The organism is Geosporobacter subterraneus DSM 17957 (assembly GCF_900142145.1).
GTDB lineage: Bacteria > Bacillota > Clostridia > Peptostreptococcales > Thermotaleaceae > Geosporobacter > Geosporobacter subterraneus.
In genome coordinates, this window is sequence record NZ_FQZV01000030.1 from 26,475 (window position 1) to 45,908 (window position 19,434).

The window sequence follows — 19,434 nt, forward strand, 5'->3', positions numbered from 1 at the left end:
GAGTGTAATAAATGGGTAATAAACGATTTTCAAAAATATTCATTCCTGATACGAGGATTCATCTATGGATCATGACACTGCTGGTGCTGGCTTTGGCCTACTATAATCCGCTGATTGGCGGGTTAGGCATTGCCGTTATGATTTATTTGCTGTACCACAATTGGAAAACCTCCCACGACCGGAAAGAGATGTGGCGCAAATATATTGAGGGTTTCTCCACCAATATCGATGCTGCAACCAAATATGCCGTCTTGAACCTGCCTATTCCCTTGGTCATAGTAGAATTTGACGGCAGCATTATCTGGTATAATTCACGGTTTGGAGAAATCGCTGACAGCAAGGATCTGTTGGAAAGGAATATTGAAGACTTTATACCAGGGATAGAATTGAACAATATTTTGCAGGACAAAAAAGATATGGTAACTGAGGTAACAATTAATGATAGACATTACAAAGTTTTATATAATATAGTGAAAACAGAGGACGTAGATTCGCGGCATATTGTGATGCTCTATTGGATAGATATTACCAGCTTTCACAATCTAAAGCTGCTTTATAATGAGGAGAGAACCAATATCATTTTGGTTCAGGTAGATAATCATGACGATGTAATGCAGAGTGCAGAGGAAGCGAAACGCCCCTTGGTGGCTGCAGAAATAGACCGCAAGATGAACCTCTGGGCTGCCAGGATGAATGCGGTCATGAAGAAATTCCAAAAAGATAAATATATTCTAATATTTGAAAATAAATACCTTGACTTGCTAGAAAACAGGAAATTTGCCATCCTGGATGAACTGCGGGAGATCCAGATGGGCAATGAGATCCCTGTTACCCTCAGTATAGGAGTAGGAGCCAATGGCAGAACACCCCAGCAAAATGAGGAATATGCACGGGCAGCTCTAGATCTGGCCCTTGGCCGAGGTGGAGATCAAGCCATTGTGAAAAAGATCGATGCCATTAGCTTTTATGGAGGAAAAACAAAGGCTGTGGAGAAACGGAACAAGGTAAAGGCCAGAGTAATTGCCCATGCCCTCCGTCAGCTGATCGATCAATCGGGCCGTGTGCTGATTATGGGTCATAAGATCCCTGATATGGACAGTTTTGGTGCCGCAATCGGGGTTTATCGTGCAGTAAAAAACAGGGGAAAAGAAGCCTATATTTTATTAGAAGGAGTGAATCCTTCTATTGAAAATCTCTGGAACCGTGTTAAGGATTATCCGGAATATAAATTTATAGGCCCTGAGGACTTTCTGGCCCGTGTGGATCAGGATGCATTAATCGTAGTGGTGGACACCCACAGGCCTAATTTCACCCAGGCTCCTGAGGCTTTGGCCAAAGCTGAGCGGATAGTGCTCATTGATCATCACCGACGGGGTGCAGAGTTCATTGAAAATACAGTACTTACATATTTGGAACCCTATGCTTCTTCTACCTGTGAGCTGGTTACAGAGATCCTGCAGTATATGGAAGATAAAATGAACATTGAGAAAATAGAGGCGGAAGCCCTTTTAGCAGGGATTGCCGTAGATACGAAGAATTTTTCCTTTAAGACAGGGGTTAGAACTTTTGAAGCAGCCTCCCTCTTGCGGCGAGCCGGCGCAGATACCACCAGCGTACGGCAGCTCTTTCAGGATGATTTGGAAACTTTTGTGGCTAGGGCCGAGGTTGTTAAGAATGCCCAAGATATCGGCAGAAATATTGCCCTGTCCATATGTCCCAAGGGAACCCATAATGCTCAGTTGGTAGCGGCCCAGGCAGCGGATGAGCTGTTGGACATCCGGGGAATTACTGCGTCCTTCGTGCTGGGATACCGGGATGATGAGGAGATTTTCATCAGCGGACGTTCTCTGGGGGAGATCAATGTGCAGATGATTTTGGAGCGGTTAGGCGGAGGCGGTCACTTAACCGTGGCCGGAACCCAATTGAAGAATTATACTATGGATGAGACAAGAGATATGCTCATTAGAGCAATTGATGAATATTTTGAGGAAGGTGAAGAATAATGAAGGTGATTTTATTAAAGGATGTAAAAGGTATCGGAAAAGCAGGTGAGATTATAAATGCCAGTGACGGCCATGCAAGAAACTACCTGATTCCAAGAGGTCTTGCCAAAGAGGCTACAGAGGGGGGCATTAAAGCGCTGGAAATGCAAAAGGCGGCAGAGGCTAGAAAGAAGCAGGAAGAGCTTCAGGCGGCCAAAGCATTGGCAGAAAAGATGTCCAGCCTGACAGTAAATCTAAAGGGAAAAGCAGGAGAGGGCGGAAGACTGTTTGGTTCCATTACCTCTAAAGATATAGCTGAAGGCTTAGAAAAGCAGCATAAAATAAAAATAGATAAGAGAAAAATTCAGCTGGATAATCCAATCCGAGAGCTTGGTGCCAGCTTTGTTGAAATCAAAGTATATCCAGAGGTAACCGCAAAAATGAAAGTAGAGATTGCAGCAGAATAGAAGGGAGATTTCGATGAAATCTTTAACAGAGCAACAAATAGCAGCTGTGGATGCAGAAGCGTCATATGGACAAATAGGTGAGAGGGGAGAAATAAACCGTCAAGTATCCGCTCTTTTTGATATTGTCAATCACTTAATTGGTAAAGACAGGATTTCCGAAAGATTAATGAAGCTGGAGGCCCAGGATTTTGTTCAGTCGGAAAAGGTTGAAGACAGGATTGTAGCCCTACACCGAATTGTTTTTAATTCCAAGGAGCAAACGCCGGTGCTGCAGCCCCATGATGTCAGCCCAACCCTAAAAGCCATTGAGAGTCAGGTAGCGGATCTGTTAGCCAGAAGAGCGGTGGAGAGCCGGCTAGAGAAAGAGATGGCAGAAAAGATTGAAGAAAAACAGCTGCAATACATGGAAGAAATGAAGCTGCAGCTTCTGAAGAAAAATGCCGGCCCTGAAAATGCCTATACCTTAAAGAAATATGCATATCTGGAGAAGCTGGAGACAAAGAAGCTTTCAAAATCAGCCATGGAGCTCTTCCGGCCTCGAAAACTGGAGGATATCGTAGGACAGGAAGAAGCGATCCAATCTCTTGTATCTAAGATTGCATCTCCTTTTCCCCAACACATACTGATCTACGGACCTCCCGGTGTGGGAAAAACCACCGCAGCCCGTTTGGCTTTGGAGTTTGCTAAAAAGATGAAGTATTCTCCTTTTGAGCAAGATGCCCGTTTCGTGGAAGTAGATGGGACAACCCTTCGCTGGGATCCCAGAGAGATCACCAATCCTCTGTTAGGCTCTGTCCATGATCCCATTTATCAGGGAAGTAAGCGAGATCTTGCTGAGACCGGGATACCAGAACCGAAGCTGGGCCTAGTAACAGAAGCCCATGGAGGAATTCTATTTATAGATGAAATCGGAGAATTGGACGATTTCCTGCAAAATAAGCTGTTAAAGGTGCTGGAGGATAAGCGGGTAGAATTTGATTCTGCTTACTATGATCCTGATAATCCCGCCGTACCCCTATACGTTAAAAAGCTTTTCGATGAGGGTGCTCCGGCAGATTTTATTTTGATTGGTGCAACCACAAGACAGCCTCAAGAGATCAATCCTGCTTTACGTTCCCGGTGTGCAGAGGTATTTTTTGAGCCTTTGTCCAATGAAGATATTCAAAATATCGTGGAGCAGGCAGCTAGTCGGTTGTCGGTGGAGCTGGAGGAAGGGGTATCGGAGAAGATTAGCCAATACACCATTGAAGGAAGAAAGGCAGTGAATATATTATCCGATGCTTATAGCATGGCCCTTTACGAGCAATCCGGGGAAGGCAAGATTTATATTACTCAGAAACACATGGACAGTGTGGTGAGAATGAGCCGGTTGGTTTCCTACTCGCAAAAGAAAGCCAGTGAAAAGCCAGAGATTGGAAAGGTTTTTGGGCTGGGAGTCAATGGATTCTTAGGTTCGGTCATTGAATTGGAATGCATTGCTTTTAAGGCACTGGAAAAGGGAAAGGGAAGTCTGCGGTTTAATGATACAGCAGGCTCCATGACCAAGGACTCTCTTTTCAATGCCGCTTCTCTCATTCGTAAAACCACCGGGGAAATTCTCCAGGACTATGATGTCCATGTAAATGTTATCGGCGGGGGAAAGATTGACGGGCCTTCCGCAGGGGCTGCCATTGTCATGACCATGATCAGTGCCATCCGACAGAAAAAGCTTCGTCAGGATGCAGCCATAACGGGGGAAATTTCTATTCAAGGAAGAATAAAGCCTATTGGAGGCGTCAATGAGAAAATATTTGGAGCTAAGCAGTCGGGTATGAAGACGGTAGTGATTCCAAAGGATAACTTAAAGGACCTAAAGGCTGGCTTTGCAGGCATTGAAATCATCCCTGTAGAGACCATCGAAGAGGTAATGGAGATTTTTTTTGCTGCTAATTAAAGGACCAGCACAGGGCACTCAAAGGCTTTTGCTGGTCTTTGTTGAATGTAGGGATTCGAAGGACGGTTAAGGGCATTATTGTGGGAAAGAATAAGGAGGAAGGCAAGACATGGAATACTTAGGAAGAATTCCGCCCCATAATATGGATGCAGAACAGTCCGTATTGGGGGCGATGATCTTAGACAAGGAGGCTGTGATAACAGCTTCGGAAATGATCCGAGGAGAAGACTTCTATAAAGAGGCCCATCGGGAGGTTTTTGAGGCGATCATGGAGATCTACAACCGGGATGAACCGGTAGATCTGGTAACCCTATCGGAGGAGCTGACACAACGGCAAACACTAGAGGCCATAGGAGGGATTACATACCTTGCCAGCCTTTCAGCAGCGGTACCAACCACCTCCAATGTAAAGTATTATGCAAAAATTGTTGAGGAAAAATCAATCCTAAGAAGGCTGATTAAGGCCTCTTCAGAAATATTGGAGAAAGGGTATCAGGCAGAGGAAGAAGTAACACAGATATTGGATTTGGCAGAGAAAAATATTTTTGATATCTCTCAAAAGCAGTCTCAGGAAGGTTTTGCTCATATAAAGCAGGTTTTGCTGGAAAGCTTTAATAAAATCGAAGAGCTGTATCAGAGCAAAGGCGGTATCACGGGAATCACCACAGGATTTAGTGATATTGACCGAAAAACTTCCGGACTTCAGCGGTCGGACCTGATTCTGGTGGCAGCCCGTCCCAGTATGGGAAAAACCGCCTTTTCCTTGAACCTTTGCCAAAATGCAGCCCTAAAGGGAAATGCATCGGTAGCGATTTTCAGTCTGGAGATGTCTAAGGATCAGCTGGTACAGCGTATGCTCAGTGCCGAATCCCATATTGAAATACAAAAGATCCGTACAGGAACCCTTAGTGAGGATGAGTGGCCGAGACTGGCCAAGGCTATGGGCCCTTTAGCCCAGGCGAAGATATTTATAGATGATACCCCAAGTATCTCCGTAATGGAAATGAAGGCCAAGTGCCGGCGTTTGAAGATGGAGCAAGGATTAGATATGATTATGATTGACTACCTGCAGTTGATGTCCGGTGACGGGCGGGCAGAAAGCCGCCAGCAGGAAATCTCCGGCATCTCCAGAGCATTAAAGGGGTTAGCAAGGGAGATGAATTGCCCTGTTGTAGCTCTTTCACAGCTGTCCCGTGCTCCAGAGCTGAGAGCAGATCACCGTCCGATTCTATCAGATTTGAGAGAATCCGGTGCCATTGAGCAGGATGCCGATATCGTTATGTTCCTCTATCGTGATGAGTACTATCATCCTGATAGCGAGAAAAAGAATATAGGAGAAGTGATCATTGCCAAACAGCGAAACGGTGCTACTGGTGCAGTGGAATTGGCATGGCTGGGTCAGTTCACCAAGTTTGCCAATCTTGAAAAGTTCAGAGAATAATAACCTGTTTAGAAAAGAAAGGCTAGGGTAATATACTTTATAGATTTACGCCAGTAAAATGAAAGATAAATGTAGGGGACGACCTATGTGTCGTCCTGAAAAAGCGGGCAGACACGCAGGTCTGCCCCTACAAGAGTACATTTATTTTTAATGGCGTTTATCCATATAGTTCAGGCAGTTGAGGTTTGATTTTATAAAGAAAGGATTCCGTAAGAGTCCTAAAAAAGTCCAATGTATCGCAAACATAAACAAAAGGAGGAAATGAAATGGAAGGGTTTAATGAGCTGGAACTTCTAAGGATGGCCAAGGGTGTGGAAGAAGAAGGATATCGCTTCTATATGAAAGCTGCAGAAAGATTTCAGGAGGAGAATATTAAGCAAATGTTTCAATATCTGGCCCTGGAAGAGGCTGAGCATATCCGGGTCTTTGAGCAGCTCCATGACCGTGTGGCGGAACGCCTGGGAAATAGTGAGAAATATGTAATGGAAGAAGAGGTCATGCAATACCTTAAGGCCATCAGTGATACGGCTGTTTTTAATACCAAGAGTATTACATATTATAAAGTGGAGCAGGTAAATACTGTAAAGGATGCTTTGATGATTGGTATACAGGCAGAAAAGGATTCTATTTTATTCTACGAAACCTTTTTAGCCAATACAAAAACTGACATGACCCGAAAGGTTCTAGAGCGTTTGATTAAAGAGGAGATTAAGCATCTACATCACTTTAGGGTATTGGTGCAAACGATATAATAAAGGAGTGGCATTTATAAAAGGGGAAACCTAGGAAGGTACTGTGTTCCATAAGCTCTTTGTGGAGGAAGGCAAGCTGATTGGCGGAGTATTAACGGGAGATATCAAAAAAATGGTTGCTTAAAAATGGCAGTGAATCAAAAAGCAGCTATAAAGGGATATCTGGAAGCCAATTTAGGGGTTCCGGAAATATTGGAAAGGCTATAAGGTAGAATAAAGAAGGGTATCCTTTGGATGCTCTTTTTTGTTCAAAATTTTAAATTTCATGTTAAAATAAAGAGGATAAAAAGAAACATTTTTTTAGTATCTTCAAATATAGATTCAATAAAAGCAGCTATGGAAAAATGTTTTGAAAGGGTGATGGAATGTATATTGCAATGGGACAGAAAACGAAAATCAGAGGGCTGCTGCGGGAAGATGTAGATAAAATGCAGCTTTGGTCAAAGCATACAGAACCATTATTTTTTCATTATAACTTTCCAAGAATGAACAAGGCAGAGAGAGATAATTGGTATAAAATTAAAACCGTAAAATGGAAAAAGAAAAGCTATGCCATTGAAAACATAGAGGGACAGGTAATTGGATATCTTCTTATCCGAGATATTCAGTGGTTTCGAAGAGAAAGTGAGCTGGGTATTGTATTAAATCCCCAGTATATGAATCAAGGCTATGGCACTGATGCCATACAGGCTTTTTTGCATTTCTACTTCACAGAAATGAAAATGCAGGCCATTTACCTTAGAACAGCTAAGTATAATATCCGTGCCCAGCGTTGTTACGAGAAATGTGGGTTTAAAACTGTAGAGGAAAAAGATTTTGCTTTTGAAGATCAGTACGCAGAAATTTTCTACAAAGAAACTGCACCAGAGATCAGAAAGCAATTTGCCTTCGTGGATGGTGTAGCAATGACCCGATATGCTGTAATGCGGATGACAAAAAAGGATTATTCTCATGCCGTCAACAGCTTATCCACAAAAATAATGTTAGAATGTGAATAATTATGTGGATATGTGGACAGATTTTGTTCATATCTTTGGTTTTCCCACAAAGGAATATTTCAAAACTTTAAGAGAGATATTAAAAGATAGGGAGAATATATCCTTAAAGATTATAGAAATATGATAAATTGTAGTTTGATTTTATCTAAAAGATGGTATAATGTTAATGTATCTTTGAATACCAAAGAAGGAGGTATGACATATGGCAAAAATAACAAAGGATATGATTATTGCAGATGTTCTGCGAATGGATAGAGAAACTGCACCTATTTTCATGAGACATGGTTTACATTGTTTAGGCTGCCCTGCATCTTCCATGGAAAGCATCGCTGATGCTGCAATGGTTCATGGGTTAAGCGTAGATGCTTTAATAGATGATTTAAATGAATTCTTCGCGAAAAAAGGTGAATAGTACAAAAGGTGTCTAAGGGAACTTAGGCACCTTTTGTATATTTATGGATTTTTTGAGCTATATTATGGATAAACATATGTTGGAGGCAGAATAATATGGCCTATGCTCTGAAAATCCTGATCATTTATTTTCTTATTTTAATTATTTTCCGTGTTATAGGAAAACGGATTTTATCTCAACTGACAAATTTTGACCTGGCTGTGCTGTTGATCTTAAGCACCGTAGCAGCAGGTCCTCTCACAACTTCTGATATTGCCTATGCCTCCTACGGTGTCTTTCTCCTAGCACTGCTTCATGTCACGGTCCTATCCTTCAGCAGAAACCAGCGAATTAGAGATATGATCTTTGGTACACCGAAGATTTTAATTCAAAGGGGAAAAATATCGGAAGACTCTTTGCGTGCGGCGAAGCTTTCCATGCTGGATTTAATGAATGAACTGAGACAGCAGGGTTATTGCAATGTAGCCGATGTAGAATTTGCTATTATGGAAGATACAGGAAAGATTACAGTCATGCCAAAGTCAGAAAAAAGGCCGCTGAAGGCTGTTAATGAAGGATTGACGGAAAAACGGAAGGAAAAAGGTAAAAAGGAAAAAAAGCCTCTGCTATTCGAATAAAAACTTATTTTATATAATTATTATTCGTATATTTGTTGACTGACTGGGGTTATTCTGATACTATAAGAGGTGTGTATATGGGTTATAAAGGGAAGAACACGAACAATATATAAGAGGAAGGTGTCGCAGATGTCAACGGTGGTTATTGTAGGTGCGCAATGGGGCGATGAAGGAAAAGGGAAGATTATCGATTATCTGGCAGGAGAAGCAGATGTGGTTGTCAGAGCCCAGGGTGGAAACAATGCAGGACACACAGTAGTAGTAGGAGATAAGAAGTATGCACTTCATTTAATACCTTCAGGCATCTTGAATCCAAAGACAGTCAACATTGTTGGAAATGGTGTTGTATTTGATCCGGAAGGATTTCTAAAGGAAGTAGAAAAAATAGAAGCTCAAGGGGTTTCTGTTGAAAACATAAAGATTAGCGATAGAGCCCATGTGATATTTCCTTACCACAAGGTACTGGATGCACTGGCAGAGGATTCACGGGGAGAGGAAATGATCGGAACCACAAAAAAGGGAATCGGCCCTTGTTATATGGACAAGGTAGAAAGAAGCGGAATCCGAATCTGCGACCTGATGAACCGAGAGGTATTTATTGACAAGGTATCTAAGCAGATTGACAAGAAGAATGAGATTATCGAGAAAATATATGGCGGGGAAAAGCTGGACAAACAGCAGATCATTGACCAATACCTGGGCTACGCAGAACAAATCAGAAAGTATGTGGATGATACCAGTGTACTGGTATATGATGCGGTAAAGTCCGGTAAGAAGGTATTGTTTGAGGGTGCTCAGGGGACACTGCTGGATGTGGACTTAGGAACCTACCCTTATGTTACAAGCTCTCATCCTATATCCGGCGGCTTTACAGTAGGAACCGGCATCGGCCCAAACATGATTCAAGAGGTTGTAGGCATTATTAAAGCTTATACCACCCGAGTAGGTAAAGGACCTTTTGTAACAGAGCAGGATAATGAAATCGGAGACCGTATCCGTATTGCTGGGAATGAGTTTGGAACCACTACTGGAAGACCAAGAAGATGTGGATGGTTTGATGTCGTCATGGTAAGATACGCAGCCCGAGTCAATGGATTAACTGCACTTTCTATAATGCTGTTAGATGTATTAACAGGCTTCGATGAGATTTCCATTTGTACCGGCTATAAGATGGGGAATAAAGTGATTGAGCATTTCCCTGCTTGTCTGGAAACCCTGGCAAAATGTGAGCCGATCTATGAAACTATGGCCGGCTGGAGTGAGGATATTACCAAGTGCACCTCCTATGAGGAGCTGCCGGAGAATGCCAGAAAATATATTGACCGCATTGAAGAGTTGATTGATGTGCCTGTAAAGATTATTTCGGTAGGACCAGGCAGAGATCAAACGATTATCAGAGAAAAAATTTATCGATAATAGTAAAGCCCTAAGGAAAAAATGCATTTTTTCCTTAGGGCTTTTTAAATCACTAATATTCTATATATTAAAATGCGTGAGATGGATTTTCGTGCTTGTCAGCCTATACTGACCTCTTTATGCGGTTGGGCGCAGAGACCCAACCCTACGATACTGGACATACTAACGAAAACATATGTGAGATTTTGTAGTGGCGGGTTTCCATGCCCGCCAATTTGTTTCTTATAGGCTTTTATTCTATAAGATCAAAAAATAAGAAAAAGAGACATAAGAAATCCTATCCTACATCCCTTTTTATGTAATGGAGCTAGTGAAGGGAATCGAACCCCCAACCTGCTGATTACAAGTCAGCTGCTCTACCGTTGAGCCACACTAGCAAAGGTGGTGACCCATCCGCGGCTCGAACGCGGGACACCTTGATTAAAAGTCAAGTGCTCTACCTGCTGAGCTAATGGGTCGATTTATTTAACTCACAGTTATATATATTACAGGAGGATGGACAGGCTGTCAATAAAAAACGACAAAAAAATTTTTCCAAAATTAACAATTTGCCACTTGTTTCTTTTCTATTTCTCCCAACGGACATCTTTACCGTAGAACTCTAAAATGGTAAACTCTCCGAAAATCCTTGAAAAAATCCGATCGCTGTAGGTATTGGCAATCTCGATGGGGGATAAGTTTGTGGATATGAGGATATTTTTGTCATGAATCAGTCGTGTATTGAGTATATTGAAGACCTCTGTATTGGTAAAGGTATTGGTCAGCTCCGTACCGAGATCGTCGATAATCAGCAGGTCACAGTCGAACAACAACTGATAGCTGACCTCTGTATCGGGGGTGCGGTTTTTGTTGAATTTATAATCCTCTAATATTTCCAGTATTTTAAAGGCAGTTTGATAGACCACAATCTTTCCTTTATCCAGCAAAGCCTTGGCAATGCAGTTGCACATGAAGGTTTTGCCCAGTCCGGTAGTACCATAGAATAACAAATTCTCCCGCTGCTTGCTGTCAAAATTATGTACAAAGCCTTCACAGACATTTAAAACCTGCAGCATATTCTGCCGCGGTGTCCAATCCCGGTTTTCAAATTTCTCATCGGAAAAAAGGTGGATATTAAAGGTTTGAAAGTTTTGCTTTTCTAAAATCTTTGACAGATTAGACATAGCGTAAGCCCGGTTGATGAGCTTTTGCTTAAAACAGCTGCATTTTTCTCCGCTAGGGCTATATCCTGTATCCTTACAGTGAGGACATTGAAAGGCGGGCTCTAAATAATCCAAAGGAATATTATTTTCAGTCAGCAAGATTGCTTTTTCCTGTTTTAAATATTCCATCTTGCTCTGGATTTCCTCCAAAGCTTTTTCATAGTTTCCAGGATGATTTAGAATCGTTTTGGCAATCAGCACGCCGGTTCCTGCGATTTCCTCATCAATGGCTTTAATCTTAGGAATTTTACTGTATACGAAAGCCTTTCGCTGTTCTAGCTCTTTATACTTTTGGTCCCGAATCTTTTCATACTCCAGCAGTATTTCGTTGGTAAACTGATGCTTCAAGGGCGACACCTACCTTATTCCTTTTTACGGAGGATTTTTTCTAATTCATCTTTGCTGTACTTTGCCGTTCGCTGCTCAAAATTATGAAATCGATTTTGTACCGGCTTGGCGGTTTTTTTAGCAAGGGCAGCCTCTGGCTTTTGACGCTGCTCAGCTTCTTCTACCGATTGAATGCCATCCATCTTCCAGGCACTTAAGATACTGTGGATATAGTTAATGTTAGGGTTTGAGGTTTTCTTGGAATTCTCACAGGCCTTTAGAATGACTTCCATCGTAAACTGCCACTCTTCCAGCCATTGGTCCATGACCTTCCGCTCTGCAGCGGAGGGCTCCCGGAAGTGAAAGCCCAAAGCTTTAAATATTTGATGATATTGGCTATAGCGTACATCGGTTTTTGACAGATGCTCGTCCAGCTTTTGTACACTGGTAATGCCGTTGTCATACCAGTTGCGGATGACTGCGCCTACGTATTTCACATTTTTTATGTTTTTCTGATGAATACAATACATAAATGCACGGATCACAAGATCAGGATCCATATTGTAGTTATAGATCCATTCCAATATCTCCATCATCTCATTGGGTACAAGACTTCTCCGAACCAATTGATTTACCTGGTAAAACATTTCCTTGATCTCCGGAACCTTATTGGCTTCAATCAAATCTTCCGGAGAGCAGCTATAAGTACCCGATGCAGTTTCCTCTGCACTTTCTCCAACCTTTACAGCTTTATAATTGTTATCTATGTACAACTGCTTTAGATTAATAAACTCCACCATATATTGAAAGGGATCACCTTCTCCTATAGGATGCTTACGAATAACACCTTTTTTTTCCCAGAAGTCCCATGCATCCATCACGTCAGATAAAGGCAGTCCCAGATGCTTTGCAATCGTAGCGTGACTGACGGTGAGCGAGGAATCCTTATCATTGGCGTATTTATAGCCGAGCAGATAGACCTTTACATGGGTTCCATTGGCCATGGGCATAAAATCATTGAGAAAAATATTTTCCACAGGAGTATCCCCTAGGTCAATATCGTTTGCTTGTTTGAAAAAATGCAAATTGATCACCTTCCTAGCCCCATAGGAGCAACTTTACTCTATTATACCATATCCCTGGGGCTGAAATTAAGCACTCTAACAAAATATGTACATATTGGAAAAACCGATACATATAGTTATAGTAGCGATAGAATAGGAGGTGTGTTCATGAAGCAGCAGATCAAAAGAAAGCTGATCCTATGCTCAATTGTCCTGCTATCCCTTACCATGTCTGTTGCAATCGAGAAGCTAGGGCTTTTGAACGGCACTGCGACGGTTTTTTCACAGAGGGAAAGACAATATAAGCATCCCCTTAACGAGTATGTAATTAAGGCTGAATTCGATTCCATGGAAAAGCTTTTGGTAGCCAATCAAAAGCTTACCTATACAAATGTATCTGAATCCAGCTTTCAAACCTTGTACTTTCACCTCTACCCTAACACCTTTAAAACAGAAGGAACCCTTCCCTTCAATGCAGGAGAAATAAATTTGGCCTATCCAAAAGGCTTTGAACCGGGATACATTCAAATTTCATCGGTAGAAAGCAGCGGAGAAGCCCTGAACTATGTGATTTTGGGAGTAGGAGAAACCATTTTGAAGGTTAACCTCAACCAGTCCTTGGAGCCAAGGGCAAAAATTGACCTGGAAATTACATTTACTGTAAAAATACCGCCGGCAAGGGGCCGCTTTGGGTATGGGGAAAATACCATCAATATTGCAAACTGGTATCCTATTGCTGCAGTACATGATCACCGGGGCTGGAATCTGGAACCCTATTATGCTATTGGAGACCCTTTTTATAGTGATACTGCCAACTATAGAGTCTATATCACCATGTCTCCCGAATACACCTTAGCCAGCACGGGAAATATCATCAAACGTGAAAATATTGGAGGAAAAGTGCTTTGGACGGTAGAGGCAAAAAATGTACGGGATTTTGCCATGATCGCTGGGGAAAAATATAAAGTGCTGGAGGATGAAGTGGACGGAATCAAAATCAAATCCTATTTCATTGAAGATATCTATGGAGATCTGGCACTCCAAACTGCAAAGGATGCTGTTAAGATTTTTAACAAGAGCTTTGGAAAATATCCCTATAAACAGCTTTCTATCGCAGCAGCAGATTTTTTTATCGGGGGAATGGAATACCCAAATCTGGTATTTATCGATCAATCCTTGTATCAGGAAGAACAGCAGGAGATATTAGAATATGTGGTTGCCCATGAAGTGGCCCATCAATGGTGGTATGGCATCGTAGGAAATGATCAGGTGAACGAGCCTTGGCTGGATGAAGCCCTTACAGAATACTCAACACTGCTGTATTATGAAAAAAAATATGGGGAAGATGTAAAGGAAAATGTCTATAAAAATATGGTTGCCAGAATTTATCATGCCTATCATACTCCCGGCATGGAGTCAAAGGAGAAAATTCACAGGAGCCTGAAGGAATTTGAAAATCCCCACGAATATCAGGCTTTAGTCTACAGCAAGGGGGCCATGTTTATTGGAGAGCTGCGGAAAGAGCTGGGAGATGAAGTGTTTTTCCAGATTATGAAGGTCTATTTTGATAAATATCGTTTTAAACACGCCACTACTGAAGATTTTATTAAACTATGTCAACAGGTATCAGAGCGGGAGCTGCAGGCCTTTTTCAGCAAGTGGTTGGACTATAATCAGGAATAATATCCAATATTTAGCATAGAATAAACATATATCCTGTCCCTAGAAATCAAAAATCCTTCTGAAAGGTTGATTGATATTAAAACTATGATATAATTAAAAATACCGGGTTAAAAATTATTACAATTGTATTACAAAAAAAGCAGGAATTTAAGACCAACTTGTAGAATCTAGGACTCTAGAACTACAGAAAAGAAGGGAGTTTTAGTTGATGCCTATACGTAAATTCCCTGAACAAATCCAAAGACAGATTATATCCTATTATAAAAAACTTAGCCGACAAAGCAGAAGAAGAATTGCAATTGCGACGATAACCCTATTGGTGGCTGTTCCGATCATTACAGTACTATATAATCAAAATGAGGCTTTCACCGTGAAGGTTGACGGAAAAGTAGTTGGAGTTGTCAGGAAGAAGGAAGATTTCTCGAGTATCCTGGAGAGAATGCAGAGGAATTTACATAACGCCTACAATACAGAGGTCGTATTCAACCAAAACATTACCTATGAAAAAACAAGAGCCAAGGACGAGGCGTTGACGGATCAGAAAACCTTGCAAAAATCCGTTCAAGAGTTCATGAATTTCAAGGTAAAGGCCCATGGGATTAAGGTCAATGGTGAGATGATAGCCATGCTGGCCACCCAGGAAGAGGCTGAACGTGTTTTAGAAGATTTGAAGAAAAGCTATACACCTGCAGAAGGCTCAGCCATAGAGAAGATTTATTTTGAGGAAAGTGTAGCCATCGAAGAAGTATCTGCTGAAGCGAAGAATCTGAAGAACTGCGAGGAGGCCTTAAAGCTCATTCAGCAAGGGACTGAAGAAGTAAAGGTCCACGAAATCCAACAAGGGGAGAGCTTCTGGACCATCGCAAAGAAGTATGATTTAAAGGTGGATGATCTGGTTAAGGCAAATCCAGAAGTGAATCCGGATAAGCTGCAGCTTAAGCAAAAGATTAGCTTAATTGTACCGAAGCCTTTGATCACAATCGCTACAATAGAGAAAGCCCGGTTAGATGAAAAGATTCCTTTTGACGTCGAATTTGAGGAAACGGCAGTACTCTTTAAAGGAGAAACCCGTATCAAGGTCGAGGGGAAGGATGGTAAAAGGCAAGTATTAGCAGAGATCGTGAAGCACAATGGTATAGAAGTATCCAGAAATGTGTTAGAGGAAAATATTCTTGAGGCACCCAAAAACCAGGTTGTGCTAAAGGGGACGAAGAATCCTCCTCCGAAAGTAGGAACAGGAACCTTCAGCAATCCTACTAGAGGAAGTCTGACTTCTCGGTTTGGCTGGCGTTGGGGCAGCAAGCACGAAGGTATTGATATCGCTGCGAAAGTAGGTACACCTGTTCATGCTGCAGATGGCGGCAAGGTAGTATTTTCTGGAACCAAAGGAGCCTATGGGAAGCTGGTAATTATCGATCATGGTGGCGGCTATCAGACCTATTATGCACACAACAGTAAAATTGTAGTCTCTGTAGGCGATAAGGTACACAAGGGACAAAAGATTTCAGAAGTAGGCAATACAGGAAGAAGTACGGGTCCACACCTTCATTTTGAGGTTAGAAAGAACGGTACTCCGGTCAATCCATTAAAATATGTAAAATATTAAATGATAAAAGCCTGGCATATGCCAGGCTTTCTTTTCTGAATTTATAATGGAAACATCTGTTTAAGGATTCTAGGTTACTGAAATATGCAGGGTATGCATATTATGCAAACCATTAGAGAGAACCCATTTAAATCAAAAGAAGAAGTAGCAGCATAAGCATTCCCCGACCCCAAAATCTGAACCAGTAAGGCTGAGGTCTTCGACGGGGATAAGGGCTAGGAGCTTGTGGCTGCTGCTGCGGTTTTTCTTTTGTTTCTATGCCCATGATCTGGCGGATGCGGATACAGCCAGCCCCTTGATTATAGGGATTGCGATCTATGGGTTGAGCAGACTGAATAATCCGGGCCTTTACTTCCGCCGGTGTGATGTTAGGATACTTTTGGTAAAGCAGTACGGCGGCACCGGCTACGATAGGAGCAGCCATAGAAGTACCTGAATAAGCTACGTAGGAAGTTGGACTCTTGTAGGAGCAGGACATGATGTCAACACCTGGTGCCACCACATCGGGTTTGACATTACCGTCAATGGTAGGACCTCTGCCAGAGAATTTGGCGATAAAATCATCCTCTAAGGTGACCGTTCGATTATCATCCGTAGCACCTACGGTGATCGCTGATGGACTGATGCCAGGACTGGTGATGGTTCTACGCTCAGGGCCGCTGTTACCGGCTGCTACTACAACAGTGAGGCCCTGCTGTACAGCGGCATTGACTGCTCTGGCAAGGGGGTCCTTATTGTAGGAGTTTTCAGCAGGTGAGCCAAGGGACATGCAAACCACCTTTGTATTATACAGATCCTTGGTATCAATGACCCACTGCAGTCCTGCAAGAATATCGGAGGTTTTTCCGCTACCATTCTCATCCAGCACCTTTACACCAATAATATTTGCTTCGGGGGCGATCCCTTTGTAGTCTTCTTTTACAAAACCATTTCCGGCAATAATTCCAGCCACATGGGTGCCATGACCGTCATCATCATAGGGGTTGCCGCGTCCATTCACAAAATCTTTGAAGGCTACAATCCGATTGGTAGGTTTGATAAAGTCATTATGGTTAATGACTCCAGTATCTATAACGGCAACCCCTATACCCTTTCCCGTATAACCGCTCTCATTCACATAATCTGATTCCACTGCCAGAGAAGCAATATCCATACACTTAAATACATTGGAATCATGATTGATATATTCAACCTCATGCTCCTGAGACAAGCGTTCAATTTGACTGGCAGGAATTTCTGCTGCAACTGCACCGATTAAGGGCAGGTCATATTTCACTTTACCGCCTAAGGACTCAATGCATTGATGGACGTGATCGCAGCCATTATTGCTATGCACGATCACAGACAGCTTTTTGTTGGGGTCAGCGGACATTTTTGTCGCTACTACGGGGTCGATAAATCGATTGGATGTATATCTCATAGGCATATCGCTCACTCCATATCATTATATTTTCAATACAATGTATGCAGTAAGTCCACTAAGTGTTAAAGGTAAATGAGACGTTAAAAGGAAAAAAGGGTTCCCTATAGAGGATTCCTATTATTGTCAATGAAGTTAACATAATAATATGTTATAATAGCAGTGTATTCTCTCATATACATACTCTTAAAGGGGGAGGGGATACACATGAAAAGAGTATTAAAAACCAATGCTTCTAGCTTCTTTATTTTAGTACTGGCAGGGATCATCTTTTTCACTTCTTTCCATGTGAGAGAATTAAAGACCTTTTTCTACCCACATCTGAGAGAACTGCAATATCAATGGATTTTATATAAAACAAGAGGGTATGAAAAAGTAGAAACAGAAAATTTTGTGATTCGATATGATCAAGAAGATCCAGAGGTTATCGAACTAGTAGCAGAAGCATCAGAAAGACACTACGACGAAATTGTCGAGATGTTTAACTATCGCCCAAAAAGAAAAACAGTAGTGATTCTATATAACGATCCTGCTGCCTTAATGGCAAACTCTAACCTGGGAAAAGGAAAGCCGCCTATGGGTGTATACTATGCATCTACATTACAAGTGCTTTCTCCTCGTCTGTGGGTGGGAGAGCATGAGGATATGCGGGAGGTATTTTTAAATGAAGGCCCCATGGTCCATGAGTTTACCCATTTATTGGTAGATGACATGGCAAAGGGAAATTATCCTCTATGGTTTACAGAAGGAATGGCCTTATATCAAGAGTATGTACAAACAGGCTATGAATGGGGAAAAGACTTGAGATACCCGGAGGATAAACCTTACAGCTTACAGCAGCTGACAGAAAACTTTGGCAGCCTGGATGAGATGCTTGCTTACAAGCGTTCCTTTGAGATTGTCCGCGACATCGTTGAAAGCCACGGGTTCGAAGGGATGAAGCAGGTATTAGAAGGTTTAGGTCAGGGAAAAACCCTGGCAGAAGCAAAAAACCAGGCTTTTCAAGAGGATGTACTAAAAGTGTATAGGAAATAAAAAAAGTAGGATCTGTTGGAAACAACAGATCCTACAAAATGATCTATAGAAAAAGGAGGAGTCTTTTCTGATTGAAGAGGAAAGAATTCATTTTATTTGGCATAAGAATTTTCTGCTGTCAATAAGACAGTGGCTGTAGAAGCATCCTTTCTTCTATCTATAGTATATATGAATTGGGCAAATAAAGCATGGAGAACTTGTAGGATTTTTATAGGTCCCAAGCACTAAAAAAGGACATGAGGAGACATAGGCTTCATTTTGTGGTGAAGCATAGGTTTTTTGTACATGAAACAATTGTAAAATCATAGAGAAATCCTACAAAAGAAGAGGATTCAGCGAAAAAAAAAAGAATATAATACACGATAGAAATTTGATGAGGTGGTATAGGATGAATAGAAAGGTATTAGTGGTAGACGACGAAAAGCCGATCTCAGATATTGTGAAGTTTAACCTTGAAAAGGAAGGCTATGAAGTGGGTGTAGCTTTTGATGGTGAAGATGCAATCCGTAAAGTATATCAGTTTGAGCCGGATTTAATTTTATTAGATATTATGCTGCCGAAGATGGATGGCTTTCAAGTGTGCAAGAAGATTAGAGAAAGCTTTAATACCCCTATTCTGATGCTAACAGCAAAGGAAGAAGAGGTAGATAAGGTACTTGGCTTGGAACTAGGGGCTGACGACTATATTACAAAGCCTTTTAGCATACGGGAATTGATGGCGAGGGTAAAAGCCAATATTCGAAGAGTAGGAGCTGTTCCAGGAAACGGAAAATCTAATGTGATCGCTTCCGGAGAGCTGTCTATAGACTTGACAAAGTATGAGGTGAAGAAAAGAAATGAGACCGTAGAGTTAACCTTGAGGGAATTTGAGCTGCTGAAATTTTTGGCCACCCAGGAGGATCTGGTTTTCACAAGAGAGCAGCTTTTGGAAGAGGTATGGGGTTATGAATACTACGGAGATATTCGTACTGTAGATGTTACTATTAGAAGGCTAAGGGAAAAAATCGAGGATAACTCCAGCAATCCTAAATATATCTTAACAAAGAGAGGTATAGGATACTACTTTAGGAGGGCATAGG

At 41.8% G+C, this 19,434-nt stretch carries 16 protein-coding genes and 2 tRNA genes; 13 read left to right on the top strand and 5 right to left on the bottom strand.

What is annotated here, in order from left to right:
• The first annotated feature begins 11 nt into the window (after positions 1–11).
• The 9 genes from BUB56_RS11680 to BUB56_RS11720 all read left to right on the top strand — a co-directional run bounded on the left by BUB56_RS11680 (position 12) and on the right by BUB56_RS11720 (position 10,018).
• Entirely contained in the window at positions 12–2,003 is a 1,992-nt protein-coding gene (locus BUB56_RS11680) for a DHH family phosphoesterase (protein ID WP_110941501.1), read from the top strand.
• Positions 2,003–2,449, top strand: coding sequence for a 50S ribosomal protein L9 (rplI, locus tag BUB56_RS11685; protein ID WP_110941502.1), 447 nt, complete (start codon positions 2,003–2,005; stop codon positions 2,447–2,449). Before BUB56_RS11680 ends, rplI begins: the two co-directional genes overlap by 1 nt.
• A gap of 13 nt (positions 2,450–2,462) precedes the next feature.
• Positions 2,463–4,382, top strand: a complete 1,920-nt coding sequence (lonC, locus tag BUB56_RS11690; RefSeq protein ID WP_110941503.1) for a Lon family ATP-dependent protease — start codon at positions 2,463–2,465, stop codon at positions 4,380–4,382.
• 109 nt (positions 4,383–4,491) lie between these two features.
• Positions 4,492–5,823, top strand: coding sequence for a replicative DNA helicase (gene dnaB, locus BUB56_RS11695; protein WP_110941504.1), 1,332 nt, complete (start codon positions 4,492–4,494; stop codon positions 5,821–5,823).
• A 266-nt stretch (positions 5,824–6,089) separates the two neighbouring features.
• A complete protein-coding gene (locus BUB56_RS11700) occupies positions 6,090–6,575 on the top strand; it encodes a ferritin family protein (RefSeq protein ID WP_110941505.1) in 486 nt (161 codons plus the stop codon).
• Between the two features lie 365 nt (positions 6,576–6,940).
• A complete protein-coding gene (locus tag BUB56_RS11705) occupies positions 6,941–7,573 on the top strand; it encodes a GNAT family N-acetyltransferase (protein WP_110941506.1) in 633 nt (210 codons plus the stop codon).
• A gap of 202 nt (positions 7,574–7,775) precedes the next feature.
• A complete protein-coding gene (locus BUB56_RS11710) occupies positions 7,776–7,985 on the top strand; it encodes a DUF1858 domain-containing protein (RefSeq protein WP_110941507.1) in 210 nt (69 codons plus the stop codon).
• Between the two features lie 95 nt (positions 7,986–8,080).
• A complete protein-coding gene (locus BUB56_RS11715; protein ID WP_110941508.1) occupies positions 8,081–8,602 on the top strand; it encodes a DUF421 domain-containing protein in 522 nt (173 codons plus the stop codon).
• A 129-nt stretch (positions 8,603–8,731) separates the two neighbouring features.
• On the top strand, positions 8,732–10,018 hold the full coding sequence (locus BUB56_RS11720; protein WP_110941509.1) for an adenylosuccinate synthase: 1,287 nt from the start codon (positions 8,732–8,734) through the stop codon (positions 10,016–10,018).
• A gap of 302 nt (positions 10,019–10,320) precedes the next feature.
• Here the strand turns inward: BUB56_RS11720 and BUB56_RS11725 are convergent.
• The 4 genes from BUB56_RS11725 to BUB56_RS11740 form a co-directional block, all read right to left on the bottom strand.
• A tRNA-Thr gene (locus BUB56_RS11725) sits at positions 10,321–10,395 on the bottom strand.
• A gap of 5 nt (positions 10,396–10,400) precedes the next feature.
• A tRNA-Lys gene (locus tag BUB56_RS11730) sits at positions 10,401–10,476 on the bottom strand.
• 108 nt (positions 10,477–10,584) lie between these two features.
• Positions 10,585–11,577, bottom strand: a complete 993-nt coding sequence (locus BUB56_RS11735; protein ID WP_408606958.1) for an ATP-binding protein — start codon at positions 11,575–11,577, stop codon at positions 10,585–10,587.
• Positions 11,578–11,582: 5 nt separating this feature from the next.
• Entirely contained in the window at positions 11,583–12,584 is a 1,002-nt protein-coding gene (locus BUB56_RS11740) for a DnaD domain-containing protein (RefSeq protein WP_242946317.1), read from the bottom strand.
• 195 nt (positions 12,585–12,779) lie between these two features.
• Between BUB56_RS11740 and BUB56_RS11745 the strand changes: the two genes are divergently transcribed.
• Entirely contained in the window at positions 12,780–14,294 is a 1,515-nt protein-coding gene (locus BUB56_RS11745) for a M1 family metallopeptidase (protein ID WP_190014445.1), read from the top strand.
• A 208-nt stretch (positions 14,295–14,502) separates the two neighbouring features.
• Entirely contained in the window at positions 14,503–15,900 is a 1,398-nt protein-coding gene (locus BUB56_RS11750; protein ID WP_110941513.1) for a LysM peptidoglycan-binding domain-containing M23 family metallopeptidase, read from the top strand.
• Between the two features lie 127 nt (positions 15,901–16,027).
• Here BUB56_RS11750 and BUB56_RS11755 read toward each other — a convergent pair whose 3' ends face one another.
• Positions 16,028–17,326: a S8 family peptidase gene (locus BUB56_RS11755; protein ID WP_110941514.1), complete on the bottom strand. Its 1,299-nt coding sequence runs from the start codon at positions 17,324–17,326 to the stop codon at positions 16,028–16,030.
• A 201-nt stretch (positions 17,327–17,527) separates the two neighbouring features.
• Here BUB56_RS11755 and BUB56_RS11760 point away from each other — a divergent pair, with 201 nt between their 5' ends.
• The gene (locus BUB56_RS11760) at positions 17,528–18,355 is read left to right on the top strand and encodes a peptidase MA family metallohydrolase (protein WP_110941515.1); all 828 of its coding nucleotides are present in this window, start codon (positions 17,528–17,530) and stop codon (positions 18,353–18,355) included.
• A 388-nt stretch (positions 18,356–18,743) separates the two neighbouring features.
• Positions 18,744–19,433, top strand: coding sequence for a response regulator YycF (gene yycF / locus BUB56_RS11765; protein ID WP_110941516.1), 690 nt, complete (start codon positions 18,744–18,746; stop codon positions 19,431–19,433).
• Position 19,434: the final 1 nt, after the last annotated feature.

Excerpts from the sequence above, each read along its gene's own strand:
- BUB56_RS11680 (WP_110941501.1), top strand. The coding sequence starts at position 12 with ATGGGTAATAAACGATTTTCAAAAATATTCATTCCTGATACGAGGATT.
- rplI (WP_110941502.1), top strand. The coding sequence starts at position 2,003 with ATGAAGGTGATTTTATTAAAGGATGTAAAAGGTATCGGAAAAGCAGGT.
- lonC (WP_110941503.1), top strand. The coding sequence starts at position 2,463 with ATGAAATCTTTAACAGAGCAACAAATAGCAGCTGTGGATGCAGAAGCG.
- dnaB (WP_110941504.1), top strand. The coding sequence starts at position 4,492 with ATGGAATACTTAGGAAGAATTCCGCCCCATAATATGGATGCAGAACAG.
- BUB56_RS11700 (WP_110941505.1), top strand. The coding sequence starts at position 6,090 with ATGGAAGGGTTTAATGAGCTGGAACTTCTAAGGATGGCCAAGGGTGTG.
- BUB56_RS11705 (WP_110941506.1), top strand. The coding sequence starts at position 6,941 with ATGTATATTGCAATGGGACAGAAAACGAAAATCAGAGGGCTGCTGCGG.
- BUB56_RS11710 (WP_110941507.1), top strand. The coding sequence starts at position 7,776 with ATGGCAAAAATAACAAAGGATATGATTATTGCAGATGTTCTGCGAATG.
- BUB56_RS11715 (WP_110941508.1), top strand. The coding sequence starts at position 8,081 with ATGGCCTATGCTCTGAAAATCCTGATCATTTATTTTCTTATTTTAATT.
- BUB56_RS11720 (WP_110941509.1), top strand. The coding sequence starts at position 8,732 with ATGTCAACGGTGGTTATTGTAGGTGCGCAATGGGGCGATGAAGGAAAA.
- BUB56_RS11745 (WP_190014445.1), top strand. The coding sequence starts at position 12,780 with ATGAAGCAGCAGATCAAAAGAAAGCTGATCCTATGCTCAATTGTCCTG.
- BUB56_RS11750 (WP_110941513.1), top strand. The coding sequence starts at position 14,503 with ATGCCTATACGTAAATTCCCTGAACAAATCCAAAGACAGATTATATCC.
- BUB56_RS11755 (WP_110941514.1), bottom strand. The coding sequence starts at position 17,326 with ATGCCTATGAGATATACATCCAATCGATTTATCGACCCCGTAGTAGCG.
- BUB56_RS11760 (WP_110941515.1), top strand. The coding sequence starts at position 17,528 with ATGAAAAGAGTATTAAAAACCAATGCTTCTAGCTTCTTTATTTTAGTA.
- yycF (WP_110941516.1), top strand. The coding sequence starts at position 18,744 with ATGAATAGAAAGGTATTAGTGGTAGACGACGAAAAGCCGATCTCAGAT.